This is a genomic window from Floricoccus tropicus (genome assembly GCF_001832905.1).
Taxonomy (GTDB): Bacteria; Bacillota; Bacilli; order Lactobacillales; family Streptococcaceae; genus Floricoccus; species Floricoccus tropicus.
Genome location: NZ_MKIR01000004.1, coordinates 51,915 through 64,591, shown reverse-complemented (window position 1 = coordinate 64,591; position 12,677 = coordinate 51,915). Strand labels below are relative to the sequence as shown.

The 12,677-nt window shown below is 31.7% G+C and carries 14 protein-coding genes; 6 read left to right on the top strand and 8 right to left on the bottom strand.

Annotated elements, in window-relative coordinates; all coding sequences use genetic code 11:
* Window positions 1–97 precede the first annotated feature (97 nt).
* Window positions 98–238, top strand: coding sequence for a hypothetical protein (locus tag BG261_RS11420; protein WP_158007172.1), 141 nt, complete (start codon window positions 98–100; stop codon window positions 236–238).
* A gap of 62 nt (window positions 239–300) precedes the next feature.
* Here BG261_RS11420 and BG261_RS02595 read toward each other — a convergent pair whose 3' ends face one another.
* Complete coding sequence (locus BG261_RS02595; RefSeq protein ID WP_070791615.1) at window positions 301–624, bottom strand: AzlD domain-containing protein; 324 nt, start codon at window positions 622–624, stop codon at window positions 301–303.
* A complete protein-coding gene (locus BG261_RS02590) occupies window positions 611–1,318 on the bottom strand; it encodes an AzlC family ABC transporter permease (RefSeq protein WP_070791614.1) in 708 nt (235 codons plus the stop codon). Before BG261_RS02590 ends, BG261_RS02595 begins: the two co-directional genes overlap by 14 nt.
* 171 nt (window positions 1,319–1,489) lie before the next feature.
* On the opposite strand from BG261_RS02590, the gene BG261_RS02585 reads away from it, so the two are divergent.
* The 4 genes from BG261_RS02585 to BG261_RS02570 are packed head-to-tail and all read left to right on the top strand — an operon-like array spanning window position 1,490 to window position 4,617.
* Window positions 1,490–2,038 (top strand): helix-turn-helix domain-containing protein, encoded by a 549-nt coding sequence (locus tag BG261_RS02585; protein WP_070791613.1) that lies wholly within the window; start codon window positions 1,490–1,492, stop codon window positions 2,036–2,038.
* Window positions 2,039–2,046: 8 nt separating this feature from the next.
* Window positions 2,047–3,090: a VanZ family protein gene (locus BG261_RS02580; protein ID WP_070791612.1), complete on the top strand. Its 1,044-nt coding sequence runs from the start codon at window positions 2,047–2,049 to the stop codon at window positions 3,088–3,090.
* A 1-nt stretch (window position 3,091) separates the two neighbouring features.
* Entirely contained in the window at window positions 3,092–3,748 is a 657-nt protein-coding gene (locus BG261_RS02575) for a response regulator transcription factor (protein WP_070791611.1), read from the top strand.
* Window positions 3,745–4,617 carry a sensor histidine kinase gene (locus BG261_RS02570; protein ID WP_070791610.1) on the top strand — a complete coding sequence of 291 codons (873 nt, stop codon included), beginning with the start codon at window positions 3,745–3,747 and terminating at the stop codon, window positions 4,615–4,617. The genes BG261_RS02575 and BG261_RS02570 overlap by 4 nt, the downstream gene beginning before the upstream one ends.
* Before the next feature lie 14 nt (window positions 4,618–4,631).
* Here the strand turns inward: BG261_RS02570 and BG261_RS02565 are convergent, their stop codons facing one another.
* From BG261_RS02565 to BG261_RS02550, 4 genes are all read right to left on the bottom strand, one after another.
* Entirely contained in the window at window positions 4,632–5,303 is a 672-nt protein-coding gene (locus tag BG261_RS02565; protein WP_158007171.1) for a TVP38/TMEM64 family protein, read from the bottom strand.
* Between the two features lie 115 nt (window positions 5,304–5,418).
* Window positions 5,419–5,781, bottom strand: coding sequence for a hypothetical protein (locus BG261_RS02560; protein WP_070791608.1), 363 nt, complete (start codon window positions 5,779–5,781; stop codon window positions 5,419–5,421).
* Between the two features lie 20 nt (window positions 5,782–5,801).
* Window positions 5,802–6,449 (bottom strand): hypothetical protein, encoded by a 648-nt coding sequence (locus BG261_RS02555; RefSeq protein WP_070791607.1) that lies wholly within the window; start codon window positions 6,447–6,449, stop codon window positions 5,802–5,804.
* Between the two features lie 126 nt (window positions 6,450–6,575).
* The gene (locus BG261_RS02550) at window positions 6,576–9,146 is read right to left on the bottom strand and encodes an LPXTG cell wall anchor domain-containing protein (RefSeq protein ID WP_070791606.1); all 2,571 of its coding nucleotides are present in this window, start codon (window positions 9,144–9,146) and stop codon (window positions 6,576–6,578) included.
* Between the two features lie 404 nt (window positions 9,147–9,550).
* Between BG261_RS02550 and BG261_RS02545 the strand changes: the two genes are divergently transcribed.
* Window positions 9,551–10,570, top strand: coding sequence for a helix-turn-helix transcriptional regulator (locus tag BG261_RS02545; RefSeq protein ID WP_070791605.1), 1,020 nt, complete (start codon window positions 9,551–9,553; stop codon window positions 10,568–10,570).
* A gap of 57 nt (window positions 10,571–10,627) precedes the next feature.
* Here BG261_RS02545 and serS read toward each other — a convergent pair whose 3' ends face one another.
* Together serS and BG261_RS02535 are read right to left on the bottom strand one after the other, a co-directional pair.
* Complete coding sequence (gene serS / locus BG261_RS02540; RefSeq protein WP_070791604.1) at window positions 10,628–11,908, bottom strand: serine--tRNA ligase; 1,281 nt, start codon at window positions 11,906–11,908, stop codon at window positions 10,628–10,630.
* A gap of 305 nt (window positions 11,909–12,213) precedes the next feature.
* Window positions 12,214–12,576 (bottom strand): DUF956 family protein, encoded by a 363-nt coding sequence (locus tag BG261_RS02535; RefSeq protein ID WP_070787709.1) that lies wholly within the window; start codon window positions 12,574–12,576, stop codon window positions 12,214–12,216.
* Window positions 12,577–12,677: the final 101 nt, after the last annotated feature.

Here is a 12,677-nt window from a genome sequence, read left to right as displayed (position 1 = left end):
GTAACTTAAATTTACCCAGCTCCGATGTCCATGAAACTAGAACAAGCATAGCTTGTAAGTTTCATCGCACTTCACATTTGTATTCAAAATGATAAATATGTTAATTGTATTATTTGGTGTAGAAGAAATTAAAGTTGTGATAATTGTAAGCATGATTACGATTTTATCTGTTGTAATAATCTATTTCTTAGTCTACAAAGTTACTTCTAGAGTTTATTATAATATTGTTGAGCGTTGATGACTTCAAAAACAAGTTAATATAAAAAGAGTTCTTATTCTGAAGACGAATAAGAACTCTTTTTATATAAATCGTAGTAGTGCAAGAGAAAGCATACCAACTAAAACAATTACTAGAAGATTTTTAGTAATGGCAGCGCTTAGTACTGTGGGTGCTGACGCAATAAGATACTCATAATTTATATCTGGAAGGTGTCCAGTATTTGAAATGAAAAGATGACTGAACCAAAGTGCTGACATAATGACAATCGGTACAAATGATAAAAATTCATTGACTGTTTTTGGTAAATTAAACTTTTTCAAAAGAATAAAGGGGAGAACTCGAGAAAGCCATGTAACTGCTGCACAGCCGATTATTGTAAGTATTACGTAATTAAAAGAAAGCATTTTTGACAAGTACCCCGATTCCACATGTTATTAGTGTTACTACAATTATTAATAAATTTATTGGTAGGAATATAAGTCCGAGATAGGTCAAAGCTAAAGTGATTGCAATAACAATCAACTGTAAAGTTTTATTTAATCCTTTGTCATATAAGACTTGTAAGTATAAAAGTCCTATGAACATAGCAACTAATGCAAAATCTAAGCCAAATTTTTTAGGATCACTAATAAAGTTTCCAAGAATCGCTCCTAAAATGCTCGAAATAACCCAGGTTAAGTAGGCTACAGTATTAGAAGCATTTAGCCAAGAAAATGATAATTTATCATTTGTAAAATTAAGCTTGTTTACAGCCAATCCAAAGCTCTCATCAGTTAAGAGACTTCCAAGTAGAATGTTTTTTCCAAGAGACTCGTCTTTGAAATATGGTGCCAGAGTCATACTCATTAAAATCATTCTTGAATTTACAAGAAATGTTGACAAGATGATGGGAAGGATTGGACTTGTAGCAGCAAGCATACTAACTGTAATAAATTGAGCTGAACCAGCATAGACTAAGAGTGACATTAGGCCAACTAGTGCTGTTGAAAGACCTGCAGACTTGCCGATTACACCAAATGCCATGGCAATACCAATGAAGCCAAATACTGTTGGAAGTGTATCTTTAATACCTGTTTTATAATCTAAATTATTATTCATTTCTATGAAATAACTCCATTTCCAATACATCGTTTACCTTGTATAAATTTATTTGATAATTGAACATTAAAAAATTATAATTAAGTATATATGTATTTTTGTTCAATATATTAAACTTATCGTTTATTATATTTGAAATTAAAAAAATGTCAATGGTTTAGGGGAAAAGTTTTGGATATTAATAAAGTAATTGGAGAAAATCTGAAAAGAATTAGAAAAGAAAAGAAGATGTCTATGGCTAGACTTTCTGAACTTTCGGGAATAAGTAAAGGAATGCTTTCTCAAATTGAGAATGGTGAAACAAACCCTACGATAAATACTATTTGGAAGATTTGTAGTGGCCTTGATATTCCTTACACTGCATTATTTGAGGAAGAAGAAGCTGAAACAGTAACAATAATAAAGAAGGATCAAGTATCTCTTCAAAATTTGGATGATAATGCTTCACTTTATTTATATTATGGTGATACAAACCAAAGAACTTTTGAGCTCTTCCAAATGGAAATCAAAGCTGGTCAGGAACATAAATCGGTAGGGCATTCTTTAAAATCAGAAGAATATATAATGGTCTTGGAAGGTAATTTGAAAATGGTTATCGATGATAAGGAATATGATTTAGCAGCCGATGATGCAATTTCTTTTGATGCCAACCAAGAACATACTTACATAAATACTGGTAGTGATTTGCTCAAATTTGTTTTAATTATTTATTATAAGTAGGAGAAAAAATGAGAATATATTTACAACCAATCCAGATGGGTGTTCTAATATTTTTTGCAGCCGCCTTTCTTATGATTCTGCCATACTTTATCATTCAGTATCGCAAGCGTGGAGGTGTGAGTACATGGCGACTTTTGGTTACATTTTCCTTCGTTTTATATATAATTTGTGCTTATGCCATGACTATCTTCCCTCTACCCAGTCGAGAAGAAGTAGAGCATATGACAGGACCTGTTCAAAACCTCAAACCTTTTGAATTTGTAAGATATTTCAAAGAATATAGTCCCTTTGTGCTATCAGACAAATCAACATGGGTTCCAGCACTTAAACATTGGACCTTTATCCAACCATTTTTCAATTTCCTTTTGACGTTGCCTTTCGGTGTTTACATGTCATATCTTTTTAAGAAAAAATTTAGCACAACACTGATATATAGCTTCCTTCTGACCCTATCATTTGAGCTCATCCAACGTTCAGCTCTCTTTGGTCTATATCCAAGACCATATCGACTTTTCGATGTCGATGATCTTATGATAAATACAGCAGGCGCCTTATTCGGTTATGGTTTGGGACAAATACTTAAGAATTTTTTACCAGACTTAGATAAAGTTCAGGTAAGGTCATCTCAAGTATCATTTACAAGAAGATTAACTGGAATTGTAGTTGATCTTATATTACTTTCGATAATTACACCATTTGTAAGTCAATTTTATATAGGACCACTGATTGTATTTCTAATTCCGTCTATTATCTTCAAAAGGACGCTTGGACAATTTTTGGTTAAAATATATATAGAACCAGAAAATAGACTTTTGATTACTCTAAGGATGGTTTTAATATCTATTAATTTTATTCCTTTTATAATTGCAGGAAGATTACTTGATTTAACAGGTACTGCACCAGAAAGTGAACTATCAGGAATTTACATTGGACTAATGATTTGTGCAGCATTAATCTTGATAAAAGGACTCGATTTTCTTTTAGCAATCTTTAATAAAACAAAAAGACTGTGGTATGAGCGACTTAGCCATACTAGATTAGTAGGTAAATAATATGAAAAAAATTTTTATTGTTGAAGACGATGAATCAATCGTTAATAGCTTAAAAACAGCACTTAGCCAAGAATTTTCAGTTGCTAGTGTGCAAAATTTTAGAAGTGTAAGTCAAGAAATTTCAGAGTTTGAGCCAGATTTAGTTTTAATGGATATAACCTTGCCCTATTTCAATGGTTTTTATTGGACTACAGAAGTACGTAAAACAAGTAAAGTACCAATCATTTTTATATCAAGTGCAACTGATGAGATGAATGCCATTATGGCGATGAATATGGGAGCAGATGATTTCATTTCAAAACCATTCTCTCTTGAAATACTTAAGGCAAAAATCAATGCTCTATTAAGAAGAACATCTGATTTTTCAAATTCTTCCTTGCAGTTTGGTGATTTTTCCCTTTCATTTGATGGTCAAGTGACAGGATCAAACGGAAATGTCCATTTAACTGCTACTGAAAACCGTATAATTCGAGCCTTATTTGAACAGGCCGGAACAGTACTGACCAAAGAAGCACTTCTTGCTAAGCTTTGGGAGGGCGACGATTTCTTTGATGCAAATGCTTTGCAAGTTAATATTGCAAGGCTTAGAAAAAAATTAGCAGAAATCGGCTTTGAACATATCCACACAGTGCGTGGAGTTGGGTATGTATTAAAATGAAACAATATTTAAAAGAAAAATTTTTCCTAGTTTGGACCTTAGCTCTTGTATTCGTTATTTACCTCTTAACTTTTTCACTTTGGCATTTGAAACTTGAACCACTGATAAATGCTACAATGCTCGGGGGACTGTTTGTCCTATTCTTCCTCTTTTTTGATTATCGAAAATGGTCTAAGGAAAAAAGAAAATTAAAACTTCTAGAAGATGAGTTGAAAAATGTTACCAATAGATTAGAAGATGTAGTTCTTTTTGATAAAAATTTAACTGATATTGTAAGAATTTGGAGTCATCAGATGAAAGTTCCGCTTGCTTCAATCGATCTCATGGTTCAAACTAATGATGTAGATAATACTGTACTTAAGAATCAAGTATTTCAAGTTGATAATTACTTAAATATTCTGCTTGAATATCTTCGATTAAACAATATTTCTACAGATTATCGTTTTGACAAATTCGATGCAAAAGATGTGGTGACTAGCCTAGTTAAAAAGTACGCTAGTCAGTTTATCGCCAAGGATTTAACCGTTGAAATTACGGGGAATTGGATCCTTGTGACTGACAAGAGATGGTTTTCAGTTGCTCTTGAACAAATTATCAATAATGCTGTTAAGTATACAAATAGTGGAAGTGTAAGATTTATTTTAGAAGATAAGTCTTTAACTATTGAAGACACTGGGATTGGTATCTTATCAGAAGATATTCCAAGACTTTTTGAACATGGCTTTACAGGCTACAATGGTCGCCTTGAGAAAAAATCAACGGGACTAGGACTTTATCTTTCAAAAACAATCTTAGATAAATTAGACTTTCAAATAATGATTGAATCGCAAGTTGATAAGGGAACAGAGGTTATTATAAATAAAAAATGAAAGCCAGATGACTTTCATTTTTCTTTTTGTCTTAACATATTTTTGAATTTAAAAAGATAGAGTAAAACAAGTAGCATTATTGCCACACAGAAGATGATAATTATATTTTTAATATCTCCATGAAGCAAGGCGTCACCGTCATATGCTAATAATATACTCTTTGGAGCTGAACCTATAATTAAGATAATTATTACTTCTTTTAGTGGTAAATCTAAAAGTGTAATGGTGTAATTTATGGCAAATTTTGGAATTATGGGCATCATATAAGCAAGACTTAGCTCAATTACTGGGTGCTTACTATTTTTTAAAACCTGAATAATTTTAAATGATTTGGCATTTGGAACTAAATGATTCACCTTATCAAAAATATATATGAAGAAAAGACTTCTAATTACAGCCCCAAAAATTGCAAATATACTAGTAAGAAATGCTCCGTAGGATAAGGCGGTAAATACCACTAGTACTGAGTATGGAACAAATGGTGTACATATTAGAAGGAGAAGGACAACTGCTGAAAGTGGTCCATGTGAGCGAAGCTCCTCTATAACTACTTTCCTGTCAATGCTTGAATCAAATATCATTAGTATATCTTGATAATAATTCTTATAAAGATAATAGAAAAGACAGGCAACAACGATTATTACACACACAATAATTAATTTCTTTTTGAAACTTATATTTTTCATTTGTTGTACCTTTCTAAATCTTTTTCTACCCATTTTAGCACAAAAAAATAAAATAAAGAAAAGTGATGTCCAAATTCAAAAAACTAACTGCTTAATTTAACAGTTAGTTTTTGTTTTATTGTCTCCAAGTATCGTCAATTTCAATTGTTGCCTTTTTAATTAAATTTTCTCGGTCGCTTGCTGGACTAGATAAAATTTCTGCCATACTTGCATTTACCTGGGCATATGCAGCATCGAAATTTTTTGTATCTTTTGTGACTATTAAATTCTTAGTAGTCTCATTGATTACAGCAGGTACCTTTGATTGCTTAGAGCCTTGATATTTGTCTGAATTAAGTACCTCTTCAACAGTGGGCATATAGCCTGTTTTCTGACTCCAATAAAGTTGAACTTCTGGTTTAGAAAGATATTTCATTTGGAACTTACTAGCTTCATCCTTTTTAACAAAACTTTCACGAGAAATGCTTCTAATGAACATGGTAACTTTCTAAATAATAACTATTTTTTATGATTTTCTAAAATTTCAAGAACTCTATCATGAACTTTTTCGGTATTCCAATGACCATTAGACATACTGTAATGAGGTAAATAATATATATGACGCTTTCCAATTTGGGAATGGCGCACTCCATTTTCTTTTTTAGACTCTTTATAGTTCTCAAATGCTTCGTATGTTGAAATTCCAAGTGCAATTATGGTGGCATCAGAGTCGATGTTTGCAATTTCAATTCTTCCAAGGAAGTCGTCTACATCTTCATCAGTTATTTCGATTTCACTTCCTTTACTTGAAATTTTTCTGCTTAAGTCTGTCATGTATGCTCCCCATAATTCGGTGTTATAAATTGCAGCTGCAAGTCTATAAGTCCCACTGTTTTTGATACCGTGAAAGTTCAAATACTTTACATTTTTATCATGTGTATCAATAGTGTCACCTGGATTCATGCCAACAATTACAAAATCGTGTCTTTTATCTTTTTCGATTTCTTCTGCAGGAACATCGGCAGTTTTATAAACATCAGCAAATTCTTTAGTCAGTGTATTAAAATCTTTTTCTTCTAAAATCTGTTCAACATTTTCTGGTAAAGTCCATACAGCATAGCTTTCAAGATCTTTGGGATCAGAGTACTTATATTCTTTATTTGACATTTCTTCTCCTTTTTACAAAAAACTTTCAACCCATGAACCATAGGCCATACGATTGAAAGTATATCTTTTCTTTTTATATTTAAAACGACTTATCTTTTCTTTTTTTAAAACTTTTTTATTTACATATTATTTATTTTTCTTACGATTTAAGAATACTGCACCAGCAATGCTTGTAAGCCCAAAAGCAACTAATACACTTGTAATGAATGAATTTTCACCAGTTTTTGGTAGCTCCTTAACATTATCAGATTTTGTTGTTGCTTTAGAATTTGTATCGACTTTAGTATTGTTAACTTTTGATCCATCTTTTTTAGGAGTATCAGTTTCTGACTTAGGAGTAGTAGGCTTAGTAGCTTCATCAGTTTTACCTTGGTCGCCAGAGTTTCCACTGTTAGCATCAGTTGGTTTAGTATCTTCATCCCCTTTACTTTGATCACTACTGTTAGGGTCAGTAGGCTTAGAAGACTCTTGAGGCTTAGAAGATTCTTGAGGCTTAGAAGATTCTTGAGGTTTAGAAGACTCTTGAGGCTTAGATTCTTCTGGTTTAGTGGAAGGATCCGTAGGCTTATTATCTGGATTGTTCTCATAAGATTTAAGATATGTTACTAGTCTTAAGTCTGCATTTGGATCGAAAGTCACATTATATTTAAATTGCATATCAACATATAAAGCATTATATTTACTTGCAATTTTTTCAAAGAATAGAGGATCTGCTGTGCCCCAACCTCCTCCAAATGTATACATTGATTCTTTAAATTTACCATCTTCATATATATCTCTTTTATAATTTCCACGTAGCATATATTGATCAAAGTTTTTTTCAGTTCCGTCGGCGTATTTCACATTAACTTGATGAATAACTGGATAGTCTTTATCTTTATAAATAATTTCAGAAATTTTTCCATCAGGATTATACGATATTTCTTTTTTATCTATCGTTTTTTCAATAATGAAACCATCCTCATAAGTATTTTTAATTGTTCCGTTAGGGAGTACCTCAGATTTTATTGGTTTCTTTCTAAATCCATTATCTTCTTCACCTGGTTTTTTTGTTTCATCAGGTATAACTTCTGGTTTTTTATTAGGATCTACAGGGACGTAATAATTATATATATCAAGTTTATCATTATCATTTGCTTTCTTTAAATCAAAGTCAATTTTTTGACCATCTTCTTTTACATTATATTTTTTCTCGAATTCATTAAATGATTCATTAACGCTATCAGAATTACCTCTAGTAGCCCATCCATTCGCAATTGACCATACTCGACTAAATAAATTTCCATCTTGATCATAGCTCTCCACGATGTATACATCCTCACTACGAGTATCAATTTCCGTTTGCGAACCATCTGAATTGATAATAATACTATGAGTTTTTAAAGTTTTCTTTTGATCAATGTAACTAATTATTTTGCTGAGATTAAATTGTGGAATATTTTCAATTTGCCTACCGTTTGGTAATATTTCAAGTGTTGCTTCACCATCATTTTTATATATTTTTGTTCCATCAGGCTTTACTTCAACAATTTGCCAAAGACCATTATGTATAGTTGTGCCATCAGATGTTTTTTCATCTTTATATTCCCAAGTTTTTCCTAAGTTATCAATCCTCTTTATTAAATTTCCATCTTTATCATATTCCTTGTATGAATCACCCCAAGAAAGATTTGATTCCGTTTTTGAACCATCAGGTCGAGTTTCGATAATTTGCCAAGGATCACTTTTTATTTTTGTCCCATCAGGCAATGTCTTTTCAGCATATTCAAAGACTTTACCATCAGGAGTTACTTGCCTAATTATTTCATTATCTTTATTGTATTCTTTTATATATCCATTATTTGAAGTTTCTTTTCTGCCGTTATCGTTTCCGTCTTTATCGTAAGAATATTCAGTTACATTTCCATCTTTATCGGTAGATTTAGTTGTTTTTCCATCCTTATTTGTTTCATAAGTACTACCATCATTATAGAAATTCTTTCCTCCTGAGTAGTTTCCTTTATCATCATAAAACGATTCAATAATAGTCCCATCACTATATATTGATTTAATTTTTTTTCCATTCTTATCATATTCATCAACAGAATTATCACTATAGGTTACTCTTTCACCACCATTTGGAAGTTTTTCTCTTTTTACTTCATATATGTAGTCAATATCATCACTATTTTCGTCAGTACTAGTACTTTCTGTTGTTGGCTCTACGACAGATTTATTGTTTTGAGAATTTTCAGTTGAAGAAGTGGTAGAACTTTCTTCAATTTTTTCTTTTTCACTAGTGGAAATATCTTCGCTTGTAGAAGTAGAAATTTCATCGTTATCCTTTACTGACTTATCAACTTCGGAATTTGTACTTGAAGTTTCAGAAACACTTGCATTAGCATTTTCTGATGTTGAAACTTTTTCTTCAATAGAAGAATTATTTTCTAAAGATGTAGTAGATTTGTAAGTTTCATTTTCTGATTGAGTAGTTTCAGATAAAGTATTTTCTTTAGGTTCTTCAATATATGAGGAAGTAGTTTCTACTTTTGGTGCATTAGTTTGTTCAGTTCTATTTTCATTTAATGTTTCAGCAATTGCAGTTGCTGTAGGTAAAGTATTGCTTAAAATTATTACAGCAAGACCAGTTCCGTAAACCCATTGTTTTTTAGACTTCCACGTGCGATTTGTTGATTTGTAATGCTTAGCGTTTTTCATTCTTTTCTCCCCTAAAATAAATTCATTCTTTTCATAAGTAATGTGTCAATACTTACTTATAGATAGATTATCATAGTCTAGTATCACATTGTGGGGTTATAAAATAATTCATAATTTTTTTCACATTTATTTGTATCTTTTGGCATAAAATTTTTAATTTGTTTCTAACAGTTGATATATCATTTATACACTTAATTTATTTTCTTAGCATATTTGTTCAGATATTAATTATTATTATGAAAATTTACATTTTCTTATGAGAAATTAAAAATATTTTTTCCAAAAATGATTTTTGATTTGCTTTACTAAAGTAAATTTTATGTGAATTATTGATCCATATTATTGTAAAATTGCCTTAGAACATGTATTATAATATTAATTAAATTGTGAAAGGCTATATCAAAATGAAGGGTGATGCAAATAGTAGTAGAAGAATTGCAGATATGCTTACTAAGCTTTTTATGGGTGAGCCCCTTAATCGAAAATCCCTATTAGAGGCAAATAGTAAGAGTGTAGTTGATAGGGATATAGCAGACATAAAGAGAGTTCTAGAAGATAATCATAGTAGCATAGTTCTTAATTTCAATAGATCTAAGGGTGAATATTGTTTTAATCATTCAGAAGCATTTGCCTTAGAAGAGGTTATTTTTTTAGCAAAAGTAGCTCTTGAAAGTAGAAGTTTACGTCGTGATGAGATGGATATCATTATTGATAAGCTTCTTAAACAATTACCCAAGGAAAAAGCAAAAATTGCCAATGAATCAATAAGAAATGACAATACTTTTTATGCTCCTGTAACTAACGATAAACATATATTGGAGCGAATTAAGGAATTTATGGGTTATATTGATGACAAACAGGTTATAAAATTTGTTCATAAGCCGGCAACAAGTAATGTTGTTAAGTCATATATTGTAACCACGAAGGGTGGTATGACTTTTGTTAATCCTGACAAGAATGGCTTTGTAGAGTACGAAGGACTCCCAGTTGCTATATATTTTTCGGTTTTTTATTTTTATGTAATTTTATATGTTGACCAAACTCAGGGGCATTTGGTTGTGAGATTAGATCGATTTGTTGATATAAAAAAAGTCTCTCGAAAAATTGTGGTGCCTCATGCAGAGAACTTTGAGGAAAGTGCTATGAGAAAGCATTCTTTTCTTCTCTATCATGGTAAGCCTATGACTGTAACATTCTTATCAGAAATAAACCCAGCGACTATCTTGGATCGTTTTCCAGGTTCAAAAATAGTTGAAGAAAATTGTGATGAAAATAATTGGACAAAGTATGAAGTAGTGGTATTTGAATCTGCCGCACGCATGTGGTTTTTATCGCAAGGATCTTGGGTCAAAGTACTTTCTCCTCAGTCATTTAAAGAATCTCTTAGGGAAGAATTTAAGACCGCTTTTGAACAGTATGAATAAACAAAGAAAACCATGTAGAGAATTCCACATGGTTTTTTTGAAACTAATATTAATTAATTATTTTTCTTCAGCAGTAATAACTTCAACACCACCCATATAAGGACGAAGTACTTCTGGAATTGTAACTGATCCATCTTCATTTTGATAGTTTTCAAGGATTGCTGCAACTGTACGACCAACTGCAAGCCCAGATCCATTTAATGTATGAAGTAATTTAACTTTTCCATCTTCGTCACGGTAACGAATTTGAGCACGACGAGCTTGGAAATCTTCAGTGTTTGAACAACTTGAAATTTCACGGTAAGTATTTTGTGCTGGAATCCATACTTCTAAATCATAAGTTTTAGCAGCAGAGAATCCCATGTCTCCTGTTGAAAGAGCAACTACTCGATATGCAAGTCCTAATTTTTGTAGAATATTTTCAGCATTAGTAGTCATTTTTTCTAATTCTTCATAAGAATCTTCCGGTTTAGAGAATTTAACCATTTCTACTTTGTTAAATTGGTGTAAACGAATAAGTCCACGTGTATCGCGTCCGGCAGAACCCGCTTCACTACGGAAAGATGGGCTTAAGGCTGTGAAGTAGATTGGAAGATCTGCTCCATCAAGAATTTCACCGCGGTAGTAGTTTGTAAGAGGAACTTCAGCAGTTGGAATTAAAACATAGTCGCTGTCAGCAAGTTCAAATGTATCTTCCTTAAATTTTGGATATTGTCCAGTACCAAACATTGAGTCATGGTTAACCATGTATGGTGGAATGATTTCTGTATAGCCTTCTTTACCATGCTCATCTAACATGAAGCTATAGATAGCACGTTCTAATCTTGCACCTAGACCTTTGTAGAATAAGAAACGACTACCAGTAACTTTAGCACCGCGTTCCCAATCTAAGATTCCAAGATCTTCACCAAGATCCCAGTGAGCTTTTGGTTCAAAGTCAAATTTAGGCACTTCACCAACACGACGAACTTCAACATTGTCATCTTCATCTGCACCGATTGGAACATCATCATGTGGAAGGTTTGGAAGCATAACAATAATTTCATTTATTTTTTCTTCAACATCAGAAAGTTCAGCATCCATTTCTTTAATTTGAGCTGAAACTTTTTGCATATTTGCTATTTGCTCACTTGCATCTTCCTTGTTACGTTTTGCTTGAGCAATAGCTTCTGATTCAGTATTTCTTTGTTTCTTTAATTCTTCAGTTTTTACAATTAGATCTCGTCTTGTAATATCTAATTCATGAAGATCTTTTAGAGTTTCTTCTTTAACACCACGTGTTTCTAATTTAGCGGCTACAGTGTCAAAATCTTGACGAATTTTTTTAATGTCTAACATATTTTCTCCTTATTAATTTCATATAAAAAGCGCTAACTCACCTAATGTATATAACTACATAGGGCGTGTTAACGCGGTTCCACCTAATTTACTTCACACTTAACTCGATAAGCACGAAGAACTCAATTTCTGTAACGTAGAAGATACGGTTTTGTTTTGCAAAACATTTTAAGAAGTAGATATATTACCTTAAATTATTTGCTTTCACCATCCGCAAACTCTCTTAAAATCGCTAGTAATATTAGCTTCCAAATTTTTCTTATTAAGTAAATTTTATCAAAAGTAGCATAAAAGTCAAATTCTTTTTATTTATTTCTTTTAAATGCTCTTGTAAGTGTACCTAAAAAAGTTGGAGCTTTAACTACATTTTCATTACCAAGTTTTTCACGTAATATTTTCAAAATTTTCCCAGAATCTTTTGAACCAAAGCACAACTTAGAATTATTTTGAAGAATAATATTAAATCTACGTCCAATTTTTTTACCGTATACTGAACCCTCAACTCTTTTTATTTTATCTAGAGGAATTATTACATTGTCTTCTACAGAACGATCTGAGAAGAATTCAAATGCAACATCTCCAAGCATTATTTTTCCATATTTAGCAAAGCCAATATAAGCAATTCCTGGGCCTACAAATTCAGCACGTGTATTTAATGATTGAGCCATAATATACCTGTTTCTAATTTTTCTTACCTTCTATTATAGCAAAAAATAACAATCATTTCTCTATATATTCAGAGAAAGAAGTGTACAATACAAAAAAAGAC

Excerpts from the sequence above, each read along its gene's own strand:
- BG261_RS11420 (WP_158007172.1), top strand. The coding sequence starts at position 98 with ATGTTAATTGTATTATTTGGTGTAGAAGAAATTAAAGTTGTGATAATT.
- BG261_RS02595 (WP_070791615.1), bottom strand. The coding sequence starts at position 624 with ATGCTTTCTTTTAATTACGTAATACTTACAATAATCGGCTGTGCAGCA.
- BG261_RS02590 (WP_070791614.1), bottom strand. The coding sequence starts at position 1,318 with ATGAATAATAATTTAGATTATAAAACAGGTATTAAAGATACACTTCCA.
- BG261_RS02580 (WP_070791612.1), top strand. The coding sequence starts at position 2,047 with ATGAGAATATATTTACAACCAATCCAGATGGGTGTTCTAATATTTTTT.
- BG261_RS02575 (WP_070791611.1), top strand. The coding sequence starts at position 3,092 with ATGAAAAAAATTTTTATTGTTGAAGACGATGAATCAATCGTTAATAGC.
- BG261_RS02570 (WP_070791610.1), top strand. The coding sequence starts at position 3,745 with ATGAAACAATATTTAAAAGAAAAATTTTTCCTAGTTTGGACCTTAGCT.
- BG261_RS02565 (WP_158007171.1), bottom strand. The coding sequence starts at position 5,303 with ATGAAAAATATAAGTTTCAAAAAGAAATTAATTATTGTGTGTGTAATA.
- BG261_RS02560 (WP_070791608.1), bottom strand. The coding sequence starts at position 5,781 with ATGTTCATTAGAAGCATTTCTCGTGAAAGTTTTGTTAAAAAGGATGAA.
- BG261_RS02555 (WP_070791607.1), bottom strand. The coding sequence starts at position 6,449 with ATGTCAAATAAAGAATATAAGTACTCTGATCCCAAAGATCTTGAAAGC.
- BG261_RS02550 (WP_070791606.1), bottom strand. The coding sequence starts at position 9,146 with ATGAAAAACGCTAAGCATTACAAATCAACAAATCGCACGTGGAAGTCT.
- BG261_RS02545 (WP_070791605.1), top strand. The coding sequence starts at position 9,551 with ATGAAGGGTGATGCAAATAGTAGTAGAAGAATTGCAGATATGCTTACT.
- serS (WP_070791604.1), bottom strand. The coding sequence starts at position 11,908 with ATGTTAGACATTAAAAAAATTCGTCAAGATTTTGACACTGTAGCCGCT.
- BG261_RS02535 (WP_070787709.1), bottom strand. The coding sequence starts at position 12,576 with ATGGCTCAATCATTAAATACACGTGCTGAATTTGTAGGCCCAGGAATT.